Annotated in this window: 13 protein-coding genes; 4 read left to right on the top strand and 9 right to left on the bottom strand. The window is 71.5% G+C overall.

The window, feature by feature from the left end; translation table 11 throughout:
* Positions 1-227: 227 nt before the first annotated feature.
* The 4 genes from C4J65_RS20945 to C4J65_RS20930 all read right to left on the bottom strand — a co-directional run bounded on the left by C4J65_RS20945 (position 228) and on the right by C4J65_RS20930 (position 4,619).
* The gene (locus C4J65_RS20945) at positions 228-1,352 is read right to left on the bottom strand and encodes a GuaB3 family IMP dehydrogenase-related protein (RefSeq protein ID WP_052839813.1); all 1,125 of its coding nucleotides are present in this window, start codon (positions 1,350-1,352) and stop codon (positions 228-230) included.
* Positions 1,353-1,492: 140 nt separating this feature from the next.
* The gene (gene guaB, locus C4J65_RS20940) at positions 1,493-2,998 is read right to left on the bottom strand and encodes an IMP dehydrogenase (protein ID WP_115743756.1); all 1,506 of its coding nucleotides are present in this window, start codon (positions 2,996-2,998) and stop codon (positions 1,493-1,495) included.
* Between the two features lie 139 nt (positions 2,999-3,137).
* Positions 3,138-3,725, bottom strand: a complete 588-nt coding sequence (locus tag C4J65_RS20935; RefSeq protein ID WP_003974204.1) for a sigma-70 family RNA polymerase sigma factor — start codon at positions 3,723-3,725, stop codon at positions 3,138-3,140.
* Positions 3,726-4,007: 282 nt separating this feature from the next.
* Positions 4,008-4,619, bottom strand: a complete 612-nt coding sequence (locus C4J65_RS20930) for a response regulator transcription factor (protein WP_003948568.1) — start codon at positions 4,617-4,619, stop codon at positions 4,008-4,010.
* Between the two features lie 381 nt (positions 4,620-5,000).
* On the opposite strand from C4J65_RS20930, the gene C4J65_RS20925 reads away from it, so the two are divergent.
* Complete coding sequence (locus C4J65_RS20925) at positions 5,001-5,339, top strand: WhiB family transcriptional regulator (RefSeq protein WP_029394253.1); 339 nt, start codon at positions 5,001-5,003, stop codon at positions 5,337-5,339.
* A gap of 46 nt (positions 5,340-5,385) precedes the next feature.
* On the opposite strand, the gene C4J65_RS20920 is transcribed toward C4J65_RS20925, so the two are convergent.
* Positions 5,386-6,306, bottom strand: coding sequence for a LysR family transcriptional regulator (locus C4J65_RS20920; protein ID WP_115743755.1), 921 nt, complete (start codon positions 6,304-6,306; stop codon positions 5,386-5,388).
* A gap of 96 nt (positions 6,307-6,402) precedes the next feature.
* Between C4J65_RS20920 and C4J65_RS20915 the strand changes: the two genes are divergently transcribed.
* The 3 genes from C4J65_RS20915 (at position 6,403) to C4J65_RS20905 (ending at position 9,332) form a co-directional block, all read left to right on the top strand.
* Complete coding sequence (locus C4J65_RS20915) at positions 6,403-7,116, top strand: MOSC domain-containing protein (RefSeq protein WP_205351155.1); 714 nt, start codon at positions 6,403-6,405, stop codon at positions 7,114-7,116.
* A 9-nt stretch (positions 7,117-7,125) separates the two neighbouring features.
* Positions 7,126-7,899, top strand: a complete 774-nt coding sequence (locus C4J65_RS20910) for an SDR family oxidoreductase (protein WP_115743753.1) — start codon at positions 7,126-7,128, stop codon at positions 7,897-7,899.
* Positions 7,900-8,387: 488 nt separating this feature from the next.
* The gene (locus tag C4J65_RS20905) at positions 8,388-9,332 is read left to right on the top strand and encodes a hypothetical protein (RefSeq protein ID WP_240330480.1); all 945 of its coding nucleotides are present in this window, start codon (positions 8,388-8,390) and stop codon (positions 9,330-9,332) included.
* A gap of 228 nt (positions 9,333-9,560) precedes the next feature.
* Here the strand turns inward: C4J65_RS20905 and groL are convergent, their stop codons facing one another.
* The 4 genes from groL to C4J65_RS20885 form a co-directional block, all read right to left on the bottom strand.
* A complete protein-coding gene (gene groL, locus C4J65_RS20900) occupies positions 9,561-11,180 on the bottom strand; it encodes a chaperonin GroEL (RefSeq protein WP_115743751.1) in 1,620 nt (539 codons plus the stop codon).
* 120 nt (positions 11,181-11,300) lie between these two features.
* A complete protein-coding gene (gene groES / locus C4J65_RS20895; protein WP_003974211.1) occupies positions 11,301-11,609 on the bottom strand; it encodes a co-chaperone GroES in 309 nt (102 codons plus the stop codon).
* 342 nt (positions 11,610-11,951) lie between these two features.
* Positions 11,952-12,698 (bottom strand): polysaccharide deacetylase family protein, encoded by a 747-nt coding sequence (locus tag C4J65_RS20890; RefSeq protein ID WP_115743750.1) that lies wholly within the window; start codon positions 12,696-12,698, stop codon positions 11,952-11,954.
* Positions 12,695-13,615 carry a polysaccharide deacetylase family protein gene (locus C4J65_RS20885; protein ID WP_205351042.1) on the bottom strand — a complete coding sequence of 307 codons (921 nt, stop codon included), beginning with the start codon at positions 13,613-13,615 and terminating at the stop codon, positions 12,695-12,697. The genes C4J65_RS20890 and C4J65_RS20885 overlap by 4 nt, the downstream gene beginning before the upstream one ends.
* Positions 13,616-13,617 lie beyond the last annotated feature (2 nt).

The following is a 13,617-nucleotide window of genomic DNA, read 5'->3' as shown; positions in this document are numbered from 1 at the left end:
CGGGCCCCGAGGAGCGGGGTCCGGAACGGTTCCTTGGAAGGGGGCGCCCCGAAGACGGGGTCGCCGAGCAGGGACATTACCGATCCGGCACGGCCCTGCCCCGCGTATTCGCCCCGAACACCACCGCACGCCCCCGCACCACGCCACGCGCCCCCTCAAGAGCCCCCGAGCACGCGAAAGGGGCCGGTCACCCATCAGGTGACCGGCCCCTTCACATGCCGTGGTGGCTACCGCCGGTGCTGCGAGTCCGCGACCGTGACCTCGACGCGCTGGAACTCCTTCAGCTCGCTGTAGCCGGTGGTGGCCATGGCGCGGCGCAGGGCGCCGAAGAAGTTCATCGAGCCGTCGGGGTTGCGGGACGGGCCGGTGAGGATCTCCTCGATGGTGCCGACCGTGCCGAGGTCGACCTTCTTGCCGCGCGGCAGCTCCTCGTTGACGGCCTCCATGCCCCAGTGGTTGCCCTTGCCCGGCGCGTCGGTGGCGCGGGCCAGCGGGGAGCCCATCATCACGGAGTCGGCGCCGCAGGCGATGGCCTTGGGCAGGTCGCCGGACCAGCCGACGCCGCCGTCGGCGATGACGTGGACGTACCGGCCGCCGGACTCGTCCATGTAGTCCCGGCGGGCCGCGGCCACGTCGGCGACCGCGGTGGCCATGGGCACCTGGATGCCCAGCACGTTGCGGGTGGTGTGGGCGGCGCCGCCGCCGAATCCGACGAGGACGCCCGCGGCGCCGGTGCGCATCAGGTGCAGGGCGGCGGTGTAGGTGGCGCAGCCGCCGACGATCACCGGGACGTCGAGTTCGTAGATGAACTGCTTCAGGTTCAGCGGCTCGTGCGAGCCGGAGACGTGCTCCGCGGAGACGGTGGTGCCGCGGATGACGAAGATGTCGACGCCCGCGTCCACGACGGCCTTGGAGAACTGGGCGGTGCGCTGCGGGGAGAGCGCGGCGGCGGTGACCACGCCCGAGTCGCGCACCTCCTTGATGCGCTGCCCGATCAGCTCCTCCTTGATGGGAGCCGCGTAGATCTCCTGGAGGCGGCGGGTCGCGTTGTCGGTGTCCAGCTCCGCGATCTCGTCGAGCAGCGGCTGCGGGTCCTCGTGCCGGGTCCAGAGCCCTTCCAGGTTGAGGACGCCGAGGCCGCCCAGCTCACCGATGCGGATCGCGGTGGCCGGGGAGACGACCGAGTCCATGGGAGCGGCCAGGAACGGCAGCTCGAAGCGGTAGGCGTCGATCTGCCAGGCGATCGAGACCTCCTTCGGGTCCCGCGTACGGCGGCTGGGGACGACGGCGATGTCGTCGAAGGCGTACGCCCGGCGGCCGCGCTTGCCGCGCCCGATCTCGATCTCAGTCACGTCTGTGGCCTTTCCCTGATGCGTTGCAGCGCCTTCCAGTATCCCCGACGGGTGCGCCGGGGCACCGCAGAGGGCGGCCCCGGATGCTCCGGAGCCGCCCTCGGGAGGCTGCTGCCCGTGTGCTTGCTTGCTACGGCCGCTTACTTGCTGCGGCTGTAGTTCGGCGCCTCGACCGTCATCTGGATGTCGTGCGGGTGGCTCTCCTTGAGGCCCGCGGAGGTGATCCGGACGAAGCGGCCCTTGGACTCCATCTCCTCGATGGTGGCGGCGCCCACGTAGCCCATGGTCTGGCGCAGGCCGCCGACGAGCTGGTGCAGGACGTTGGCCAGCGGACCCCGGTAGGGGACCTGGCCCTCGATGCCCTCGGGCACGAGCTTGTCGTCGGAGGCGACCTCGGCCTGGAAGTAGCGGTCCTTCGAGTACGACCGGCCCTGGCCGCGGGACTGCATGGCGCCCAGCGAGCCCATGCCGCGGTACGACTTGAACTGCTTGCCGTTGATGAACTGCAGCTCGCCCGGCGACTCCTCGCAGCCCGCGAGCAGGCTGCCCAGCATCACGGTGTCGGCACCGGCGGCGAGCGCCTTGCCGATGTCGCCGGAGTACTGGAGACCGCCGTCGCCGATCAGGGGCACGCCGGCGGCGCGGGCGGCGAGGGAGGCCTCGTAGATCGCGGTGACCTGCGGGACGCCGATGCCGGCGACGACGCGGGTCGTACAGATGGAGCCGGGGCCGACGCCGACCTTGATGCCGTCGACGCCGGCGTCGATCAGGGCCTGGGCGCCGTCGCGGGTGGCGACGTTGCCGCCGACGACGTCGACGCCGACGCTCGACTTGATCTTCGACATCCAGCTCAGCGCGTTGCTGTTGTGGCCGTGCGAGGTGTCGACGACGAGGAAGTCCACCCCGGCCTCGGCGAGGGCCTGGGCGCGGTCGAGCGCCTCGGGGCTGGCACCCACGGCGGCGCCGACGAGCAGGCGGCCCTTGCCGTCCTTGGCGGCGTGCGGGTACTGCTCGGCCTTGACGAAGTCCTTGACCGTGATCAGGCCCTTGAGGATGCCGTCGCCGTCGACCAGCGGAAGCTTCTCGATCTTGTGGCGGCGCAGCAGCTCCATGGCGTCCACGCCGGAGATGCCGACCTGGCCGGTGACCAGCGGCATCGGCGTCATGACCTCGCGCACCTGCCGGGTGCGGTCGGTCTCGAAGGCCATGTCGCGGTTGGTGACGATGCCGAGCAGCTTGCCCGCGCCGTCGGTGACCGGGACGCCGCTGATGCGGAACTTGGCGCACAGGGCGTCGGCCTCGCCGAGGGTGGCGTCCGGGTGGATGGTGATGGGGTTGGCCACCATGCCGGACTCGGAGCGCTTCACCAGGTCGACCTGGTTGGCCTGGTCCTCGATGGACAGGTTGCGGTGCAGGACGCCGACGCCGCCCTGGCGGGCCATGGAGATGGCCATCCGGGACTCGGTCACCTTGTCCATGGCCGCGGAGAGCAGCGGGATGTTGACCCGCACGTTGCGGGAGATGCGGGACGAGGTGTCGACCGCGTTCGGAAGCACCGCGGAGGCGCCCGGCAGCAGCAGCACGTCGTCGTAGGTCAGCCCGAGTGTCGCGAATTTCTCGGGCACTCCGTCGACGTTGGCAGTCATGACACCTTCCCCAAATGGCCTTGATCGGTGCGGATGTCCATGCTAACGGGAAGTGGACGTGGCTCATTCCACGATCAAGGAAGCGTGCGACCTTCGTGCTTTTGTACGAGAGGGGCCGCCGCGCGGGTGGTCGCCCGGACTACTGCTCCGCCAGTGCCCGCAGCCGGCTCAGCGCCCGGTGCTGTGCGACCCGCACGGCGCCCGGTGACATTCCCAACATCTGTCCGGTCTCCTCGGCCGTGAGCCCGACCGCGATGCGCAGCAGGAGCAGCTCGCGCTGGTTCTCCGGCAGGTTGGCCAGCAGCTTCTTGGCCCAGGCGGCGTCGCTGTTGAGCAGCGCCCGCTCCTCGGGGCCCAGCGAGTCGTCCGGCCGCTCGGGCATCTCGTCGGACGGGACGGCCGTCGAGCCGGGGTGGCGCATCGCGGCGCGCTGGAGGTCGGCGACCTTGTGGGCGGCGATGGCGAAGACGAACGCCTCGAAGGGGCGTCCGGTGTCCTTGTAGCGGGGCAGCGCGAGCAGCACCGCGACGCAGACCTCCTGGGCGAGGTCCTCGACGAAGTGCCGGGCGTCGCCGGGCAGCCGGGACAGGCGCGTGCGGCAGTAGCGCAGCGCCAGGGGGTGGACATGGGCGAGCAGGTCGTGCGTGGCCTGCTCGTCCCCGTCCACGGCGCGGTGGACGAGCCCACCGACCGTCCCCTGGTCCGGGGGCGCATCGTCGTCACGCATCGGTCCATGGTGCCTTGCGGCCGTCCGATCCGTGGCTCCGTGCCCGTTGTTGTGCACCGAAGCGTTATGAGCAGGTGCGCCGGAACTCATCCCCTGCGCCCTCCCCTTCCGCTCGACCGACTCGTCCCCGAGGAACTCCACACCTCAAGGATGCGTCATCCGCGGCGAAACGAGCAGCGGGCCTCCGGCGGGTCGTCTTGTCACCCCCGCTCACCTCGCGATAAGCGGGGATCGTCACGTCCCCGACGGGCCCTCTCGGACTCCATCGCACGGGGGCACCCCCTAGCGGACCAGGCCCCACCGGAAGCCGAGCGCGACCGCGTGCGCCCGGTCCGAGGCGCCGAGCTTCTTGAAGAGCCGACGGGCGTGGGTCTTGACGGTGTCCTCGGAGAGGAACAGCTCACGGCCGATCTCCGCGTTGGAGCGGCCGTGGCTCATGCCCTCCAGGACCTGGATCTCCCGCGCGGTGAGCGTGGGCGCGGCGCCCATCTCGGCCGAGCGCAGCCGCCGCGGGGCGAGCCGCCAGGTCGGGTCGGCCAGGGCCTGGGTCACGGTGGCGCGCAGCTCGGCGCGCGAGGCGTCCTTGTGCAGATAGCCACGTGCACCGGCGGCTACCGCGAGGGCCACGCCGTCCAGGTCCTCGGCGACGGTGAGCATGATGATGCGCGCGCCGGGGTCGGCGGACAGCAGCCGCCGGACGGTCTCGACGCCGCCCAGCCCGGGCATGCGCACGTCCATCAGAATCAGGTCCGAGCGGTCGGCACCCCAGCGGCGGAGGACTTCCTCGCCGTTGGCGGCCGTCGTCACGCGCTCGACGCCGGGCACGGTCGCGACCGCGCGGCGGAGCGCCTCTCGGGCAAGCGGGGAGTCGTCGCAGACGAGGACGGAAGTCATGGCCGTCCTCCGCAGCTGATGCGCGTCACGTTGAGCCTCCAGGCTGGTACGAAATCGTCACCTGTGCGGTCGACCGTCCCGGACGCCCGCCCGAGCACTTGTTCCTTCAACCGCCTCCGCACTCTCAACGATGGTCACTCGAAAGAGTTACGGGGCTGTGTGTCGTCTTCGGCACTCTACGTGAGGGGGCGGCCACGCAGCAGACATGCGCGTGGGACCCGCGCCGTTTCATCACAAGCGGTGCCCCATTCAGCCGCTTTTCTTCCGCTTCGCTGGTGTCTGCGGCTAGATTCGCAATGAGTCATATTTTCATCTCCTTAGATCGTAGTTGTACGGTCGTGGACACCGTATCCACCCAGAACGGCTACAAGGGGTCACGCAATGGCAGATTTCTCCCGCCTTCCCGGACCGAACGCGGACCTGTGGGACTGGCAGCTCCTGGCCGCGTGCCGCGGGGTGGACAGCTCGCTCTTCTTCCATCCGGAAGGCGAACGCGGTGCGGCACGGAGTGCTCGCGAGAACTCGGCCAAGGAGGTCTGCATGAGGTGCCCGGTCCGCGCCGAGTGCGCGGCGCACGCGCTGGCGGTGCGTGAGCCGTACGGCGTGTGGGGCGGGCTGACCGAGGACGAGCGCGAAGAACTCATGGGACGGGCCCGCAACCGCCTGGTGGCGGCTACGGCCTCGGCGTCGGCCGGCGGGGAGGCGGCCGCCCCTCACTGAAGGAACGTTTCTCTGGAAGAACCCGAAGCACGGTCCCCCGAAGCGGTCAGCGCGTCGCCGACTGGCGCGCCCCCGCCCGGGCCAGCTCGTCCAGGGTGGCCGTCACCGCCGGCACCTGGGCCAGGTCGGGCAGCGTGAGCGCGACGATCTCCCGCCGCACGGCCGGCTCCAGCGTGACCGTCCGCACGCCCCGGGGCCGTACGGACTCGACGGCGAGCTGGGGCAGCACGGCCACGCCGAGGCCCGCGCCGACCAGGCCGACCACCGCCGGGTAGTCGTCGGTCGCGAAGTCGATGCGCGGGGTGAAACCGGCCCCCTCGCACACCTCGACCAACTGGCCGCGACAGCGCGGGCAGCCCGCGATCCAGGATTCCCGGGCCAGCTCCCCGATCGCCACGGATCCGACCCCTTGCGCCCGGGCGAGCCGGTGCCCCTCGGGGACCAGCGCCACCAGCCGGTCGGTGAGCAGCGGCCGTACGACGAGGTCGTCCCACTCCTCGGCACCGGCCGCACCCTCGTAGCGGAAGGCGAGCACCACGTCGCAGTCGCCCTCGCGCAGCAGCTCGACGGACTTCGGCGGCTCGGACTCCTCCAGGGAGACCCGGGTGCCGGGGTGCGCGGCGCGCAGCGCGGCCAGGGCCGTCGGTACGAGGGTGGAGCTGCCGCTGGGGAAGGAGACCAGCCGGACCCGCCCGGCGCGCAGCCCGGCGATCGCGGCGACCTCCTCCTCGGCCGCGGTGAGCCCGGCGATGATCCCGGCGGCGTGCCGCACCAGCGCCTCCCCGGCCTGGGTCAGCCGCATCTCGCGACCGGTGCGCACGAGCAGGGGGGTGCCGACGGAGGACTCCAGGGCCTTCATCTGCTGGCTGACGGCGGGCTGGGTGCAGCCCAGCTCGCGCCCCGCGGCGGAGAAGGAACCGGTGGATGCCACGGCGCGCAGCACGCGGAGATGACGAGCCTCGATCACACCCCCGAGGATAAGCGACCCTTTGACCGGACGCCGAATAATGCGTCGCCGCTTTGACCGCGCATGACCTACCGTTCCGGCATGCACCTTTCCGCCATGAGGCTCCTGTCCGTCAATCTGGGGCGCGCGAAGGCCGTGCCGTACACGGACCAGCCCGAGGGCGTCACCGGCATCGACAAGCGGCCGGCCGACGGGCCCGTGCGGGTGGCGGCACCCGGATCGAAGGGGTTCGGGGCGAGTGGCCTGGCCGGCGACACCGTCTGCGACACGCGGCACCACGGCGGCACCGACCAGGCGGTCTACGCGATGGCGCGCGAGGACCTGGACGACTGGGGACACGCGCTGGGCCGCGAGCTGCCGAACGGCTCGTTCGGCGAGAACCTCACCACCACGGGCCTGGACCTCGCCGGTGCCCTCATCGGCGAGCGCTGGCGGGTCGGTCCCGAGCTGCTCCTCGAGGTGACGTCCGGGCGCATCCCCTGCCGCACCTTCCAGGGCCACATGGGTGAACAGCGCTGGGTGAAGCGCTTCACGGAGAAGGGTGCGCCGGGCGCCTACTTCCGCGTCCTGGAAGCCGGTGAGATCCGGGCGGGCGATCCGGTGCGGATCGTGCACCGGCCCGCGCACGAGGTGACGGTGGCCCTGCAGTTCCGCGCGGTGACGACCCAGCGGGACCTGCTCCCCCGGCTGCTCGCGGCGGGCGACGCGCTGCACCCGGAGGCGTTGGCGTCGGCGCGGAAGTACGTGGCGCAGTACGGCGCCCGAGCGAAGCGGACCGGCTCGGTCCGCAGCCACGATCCCGCGCCCTAACCTTGCGCCATGACAACGGCATTGATTACGGGCTCGACGGCGGGCCTCGGCGCCGCGTTCGCCCGGCGGCTGGCGGCCGACGGACACGACCTGGTGCTGGTCGCCCGCGACACCGAGCGGCTGCGCGAGCAGGCCACGGAGCTGCACGACCGGCACGGCATCGAGGCGGAGGTGCTGACGGCGGACCTGTCGGCGGACGCCGGCATCGACGCGGTGGCAGCCCGGCTGTCGGACCGCAGGAACCCCGTCGACCTGCTGGTCAACAACGCCGGTTTCGGCAACAAGGGCCGCTTCCTCGACGTCCCCATGGCCGACGAGCTGACCATGCTCAAGGTGCACTGCGAGGCGGTGCTCCGGCTGACCTCCGCGGCGGTGGAGGCGATGCGGGAACGGGGCCGGGGCGGTGTCGTCAACGTGGCCTCGGTCGCCGCCTTCCTCCCGCGCGGCACCTACGGCGCCTCCAAGGCGTGGGTCGTGCAGTTCACCCAGGGCGTGGCCAAGGACCTGGCCGGCAGCGGCGTACGGCTGATGGCCCTGGCCCCCGGTTTCGTGCGCACGGAGTTCCACGAGCGGGCCGGCATGGGCACGGACAACATCCCGAACTGGATGTGGCTCGACGCGGACAACGTCGTCGCGGCGGCCCTCGCCGACCTGTCGCGCGGGAAGTCCCTGTCGATCCCCGACCCCCGCTACAAGACCCTGATGGGCGCGGCGAAGCTGGTGCCGCGGGGGCTGCTGGGCGGGATCACGTCGCGGACGGGGCGGAAGTACGGGCCGCGGTAGGGGCAGGCTTGTTCCGCGGTCCCCGGACAGGGGCAGTGGTCCGGGGCGTCTTGCAGGTCGCCGACCGGCTGAATCGTCACCCGAACGTGTGGTCCATCCCGGACCTTTCCTGGCGGGCTGCCGGTGCGACGTAGCGTCGGGTGGCTGCGCCCGCAGCGGGCGGGAGGTCGCAGGTTCGGCGAGGGAGAGGGCGGCATCGCGTGAACGCGGGCGCTGGTGACCGGGGCGAAGTGTTCGTCGACGGCACGGACGAGGGGCGTACGGACAGGGGGAACAGGGGCTTGGGGGCCGTGGGTGGGGCGGTGATGTTCTCCGACGCTCCCGGCGGTGGGGCGCCTTCGGTGGCCCCGGTCCCCGCCCCGGCCCGCCACGGTGACGCCGGGGCCGTCTCCGTCCCGTATATCCGGCCCGCCCCGCGCCCCCAGCCCGGCGGTGTCCCCGCCCGGGCCCGGAAGGCGGGTCGATGGGCGAAGGTCGCGCAGCGGATCGTGCCGGACGATCTTCAGCCCGAGGTGCTGCGCGTGGAGCTGACCGAGCTCGGGGACGCGTTCCGCGCGTACCAGCGGCGCCCGAAACCGGACCTCGCCGTCCTCGCCGATCTGCACGACCGCAAGGCCCGCGCCTTCGCCCTGTGGGCGGACGTCACCGACGACGCCGCCCTGCGGGAGGAGGCGGACCGGGCCGCGGCTGCCGCGCGGACCACCCGTGAGATGGACGCCAACCGCCGCGGCGTCCCGGTGGACGGGGAGGGGCCGGTGGTCGAGCGGTTGCTGACCCGGGGCCAGGGCGTCCATGCCCGCAACGTGCTGGAGCACGTCCGGACCGGCTCCCCGCTCCCCGGGGCCGAGGCGCGGCTCGCGGTGCTGATGCTCACCCTGCGGGCCGCGCGCGCCGGTACCGGGAACGTCACCGGGCAGGACCTCGGCGGCTGGTTGCAGGGCGACGCCGAGCGGGTGCTCCAGGAGCTTGTCGACGTGGGCTGGCTGCTGCTGCCGGAGGACGTCACCGCCGACGACGCGCTGACGTCCCGGCCCGAGGAACCCACCCCGATCACGGTGCCCACGCTGATTCCCACGCGGCCCCGCCCGTTCTTCTTCGGCAAGGTCACCCGGGCGCGGCTGTCGGGGTGGGCGCAGAAGGTGGTGGGCGACCGGAAGCTGCGGAAGAAGAAGGCGGGGGCTGCCACCAGGCTCCTCGCGGTGTACACCGCGGCCCACAGCCGCCCCGACGGGTGCCTGGGAGACGTCGGCGAGGACGCCGGTCTGGCGCTGGACGACGTCGCCCAGTTCTGCGGTCTGCGGCCCGAGGACGTCGCCGAGCACACGGGGCTGCTGGTCGCCGCCGGCTGGCTCGCGGAGGAGCCCGACACGGCCGGGGGGTGGCTGCGGGGGCGGCTCGCCGAGCGCGTACTGCCGCTGAGCGGACTGCTGTGACGGCGCTGTTCTGAGGTTCGTCAGGTGCAACGCCCCAAGGGGCGCGGGGATCCGCGCGACCGGCCACAACGGCGCCGCACCCGGCAACGAACCCGACGGGGCAGACGCCGGCCCGGCACGGGCACCGGAACCGGCGACCAAAAAGAGAACGGTGCCCAGCCCCCGCAGGAGAACGGTGCCCAGCCCCCGCAGGGGACCGGGCACCGTTCGCTCAGCTCAGCGCGGCGCTCAGTGGGCGTGGCCGTGGCCCGCGGCGGCCGGCTCTTCCTCTTCCTTCTTCTCGACGACGAGGGTCTCGGTCGTCAGCAGGAGGGAGGCGATGGAGGCGGCGTTCTCCAGGGCGGAGCGGGTGACCTTCACCGGGTCGATGACGCCGGCCTTGACCAGGTCGCCGTACTCGCCGGTGGCGGCGTTGAAGCCCTGGCCCTTGTCGAGCTCGGCGACCTTGGAGGTGATGACGTAACCCTCCAGGCCGGCGTTCTCGGCGATCCAGCGCAGCGGCTCGACGGCGGCGCGACGGACGACCGCGACACCGGTGGCCTCGTCGCCGGTCTTGCCGAGGTTGCCCTCGAGCACCTTGACGGCGTGGACCAGCGCGGAGCCACCACCGGAGACGATGCCCTCCTCGACCGCGGCGCGGGTCGCGGAGATGGCGTCCTCCAGACGGTGCTTGCGCTCCTTCAGCTCCACCTCGGTGGCGGCGCCGACCTTGATCACGCACACGCCGCCGGCCAGCTTCGCGAGGCGCTCCTGGAGCTTCTCGCGGTCCCAGTCGGAGTCCGTGGACTCGATCTCGGCCTTGATCTGGTTGATGCGGCCCTCGACCTCGTCGCGCTTGCCGGCACCGTCGACGATCGTGGTGTCGTCCTTGGTGACGGTGATGCGGCGGGCGGTGCCGAGCACGTCCAGACCGACCTGGTCGAGCTTGAGGCCGACCTCCTCGGAGATGACCGTGGCGCCGGTGAGGACGGCCATGTCCTGCAGCATCGCCTTGCGGCGGTCGCCGAAGCCGGGGGCCTTGACGGCGACCGCGTTGAAGGTGCCTCGGATCTTGTTGACGACGAGGGTGGAGAGCGCCTCGCCCTCCAGGTCCTCGGCGATGATCAGCAGCGGCTTGGAGGCGTTGGCCTGGATGACCTTCTCCAGCAGCGGCAGCAGGTCCGCGATGGAGGAGATCTTGCCCTGGTTGATCAGGATGTACGGGTCGTCGAGGACGGCCTCCATGCGCTCCTGGTCCGTCACGAAGTACGGCGACAGGTAGCCCTTGTCGAAGGCCATGCCCTCGGTGAAGTCCAGCTCCAGACCGAAGGTGTTGGACTCCTCGACGGTGATGACACCGTCCTTGCCGACCTTGTCCATCGCCTCGGCGATCAGCTCGCCGACCTGCTGGTCCTGGGCGGACAGACCGGCGACGGCGGCGATGTCGGACTTCTCGTCGATCGGGCGGGCGGTCGCGAGGAGTTCCTCGGACACGGCCGCGACGGCCGCGTCGATGCCCTTCTTCAGCAGCGCCGGGGAGGCACCCGCGGCGACGTTCTTCAGGCCCTCGCGCACGAGCGCCTGGGCGAGCACGGTGGCGGTGGTGGTGCCGTCACCCGCGATGTCGTTGGTCTTGGTCGCCACCTCCTTCACCAGCTGGGCGCCGAGGTTCTCGTACGGGTCCTCGACCTCGACCTCGCGGGCGATGGTGACGCCGTCGTTGGTGATGGTGGGGGCGCCGAACTTCTTGTCGATGACGACGTTGCGGCCCTTGGGGCCGATCGTCACCTTCACGGTGTCGGCGAGCTTGTTGACGCCGCGCTCGAGGGCGCGACGGGCGTCCTCGTCGAACTTCAGGATCTTCGCCATGGGAGCGTGAGCCCTCTTCCGGAAATCTTGGGGTTATACGGCAACTGCGCCCCCGACGCCCGGCTTTTTATGGTCGCGGGAGCCAGGGGCGCAGCTGGAAAGCAAGGTGCTTCGGGTGAACTACTTCTCGACGATCGCGAGCACGTCGCGGGCCGAGAGGACGAGGTACTCCTCGCCGTTGTACTTCACCTCGGTGCCGCCGTACTTGCTGTAGAGCACGACGTCGCCGACGCTGACGTCGAGCGGAAGGCGGTTGCCGTCCTCGAAGCGGCCCGGGCCGACGGCCAGGACGACGCCCTCCTGGGGCTTCTCCTTGGCGGTGTCCGGAATGACCAGGCCCGAAGCCGTGGTCTGCTCGGCGTCGAGCGGCTGGACCACAATGCGGTCCTCGAGCGGCTTGATGGCAACCTTGGAGCTGGTGGTCGTCACGATCCGACCTCCCCCTTCGGAGATCTCACGGGGTTAACTGTCTGAGGTGGCGACCAGGTGGATCCGTCGTCGCGGGTGCCGGACCTGCCCGTCGCGTAGTTGGCACTCTCCAGTGGGGAGTGCCAGGGCCGAGACTATGACTGCGATTAGCACTCGGTCAAGCGGAGTGCCAATGCCGGCGGCGCGTCGGCGGGGTTTTCGGGTGAACGCCGGTTCGTGGAGGCACCCCCGCGTTGGTGCCGGGCTCGCTGGGGGCTGCGCCCCCAGGCCCCCCTTTTCGGCCTGGCCGGCCTCGTCCTCAAGCGCCGGACGGGCTGGATTGTGCCGGTCGGCATCGAGAAGTCACAGGTAATTTTCCAGGTCGCCCACCCTCAGCCCCTGCTCCTCGATCGTCTCCAGCAAACGTTCCGTGCGGGCCGTCAGGTTCGTGGCCGTCGGGTGGTCCGGGTCAACGGCGACGATGTCGCCGGGGTGGAGGCGGTGGCCGCCGCGGGTGTAGGTGAGGGTGCCGTCGGCGTCGAGGGTGGCGCGCCACAGGACCAGGGCCGTGATGCCGCAGTCGGCGGCGGCGCGCAGGGTCGTGGTGTCGTACGTGCCGTGCGGCGGGCGGAAGAGGCGGGCGCGGACGCCGAAGCGGGACCTGAGCTTGGTCTGCTGGCCGCAGATCTCGGCGCGCTGGCCGGCGTAGGGCAGGCCGCGCAGGGAGCGGTGGTCGAGGGTGTGGTTCTGCAGGCTCGCGCCGAACGGGCGCAGCCGGGCGAGGTCGCCGTACGCCGGTCCGGCGACGGTGTCGGTGAGGAACAGGGTGACCGGGAGCCGCCGTTCGCGGATCAGGCCGGCGAAGGCGGGGTCGCGCTCGGCGCTGTCGTCGTAGGTGAGGAAGACGACCGGGTCGTCGGTGCGGACGTGGTCCACGACGGGCGGCAGGTGACGGCCCCGGTCGGCGTCCTGGGCGGGGTCCCCGGCCGCCGCCGCGTGTTCGGCGGGGGCGGCGATCCGGTCGCAGCCGGTGAGCGGGAGCAGCAGGAGCAGCGGGAGCAGGAGGGCGGCCGGGGCAGCGCCGGCCGGGCGGGACCGCCCTCGCCTCACAGGTAGTCCTCCAGGCGGGCCACCGCGTATCCGTCGGCGGTGATCCGGTCCAGGAAGCGGCGGACCATGTCGGTCATCGTGCCGTCCCAGTCGTCCTCGCCCCGGAAGTGGGTGAGGACGATGTCGCCGGGGTGCAGATCCTGGTCCCACTCGCGGTACTCCCAGTGGTCGACGTACACCTCCTCGCTCCAGATCGGGGCGTACTTGATCCCGCAGGACTTGGCGGCGCGCAGGGTGTCGCCGTTGTAGTTGCCGTAGGGCGGGCGGAAGAGGACGGGGCGCTTGCCGTAGTGCTTCTCCATCACGTCCTGCATGCCGCAGATCTCCCGCTTCTGCTGCGCGTAGGAGAGCCCGGGGAGGTAGGGGTGGCTCAGGGTGTGGTTGTTGAGGGTGACGCCGCGGGCCTGCATCTTCTTGAAGTAGCCGTAGTCGTCCTTGATCTCCTCGTCGGTGAGGAAGACGGTGTACGGGATCTTCAGCTCGCTCATCATCCTCAGGAACGCCGGGTCCTTCTCGGCGCCGTCGTCGATGGTGAGGAAGACGACCTTCTCCTTGGTGGGGACCGTGGTGAACACCGGCGGGAGGCCGTCCTCCTCCTGGCCGTCGACCTCGAAGCCCTCGCGGGCCTCGATCTCCGGCTTCTTCGCGGGGGGCGCGGGGGCCGTCAGCGGGACCTTCTTGAGGTCCCAGCGCTTGGCGGCGGCGGCCAGAGCCGCCCGGGCCTCGCGAGCCTTCGCCGCGCCGTCGACCGCGTGGGCCGGGGGCGCCTGCTGACCGGGGGCGCCCCGCACGCTTTGGTCCTCTGCCTGCGCACAGCCGCCGGCGAGGGCGGCGATGGCGAGGACCGCGGTGGCACGAGAGGCCCGGGACACGCGACGCGATGCCCGATATTTGTCATTTTGTACGACTGCTCGCATGG

The sequence above is a fragment of the Streptomyces sp. CB09001 genome (assembly GCF_003369795.1).
In the GTDB taxonomy this organism is placed as follows: domain Bacteria; phylum Actinomycetota; class Actinomycetes; order Streptomycetales; family Streptomycetaceae; genus Streptomyces.
Note: the sequence above shows the minus strand (reverse complement) of the source record. Positions and strands in the feature narration are given on the sequence as shown.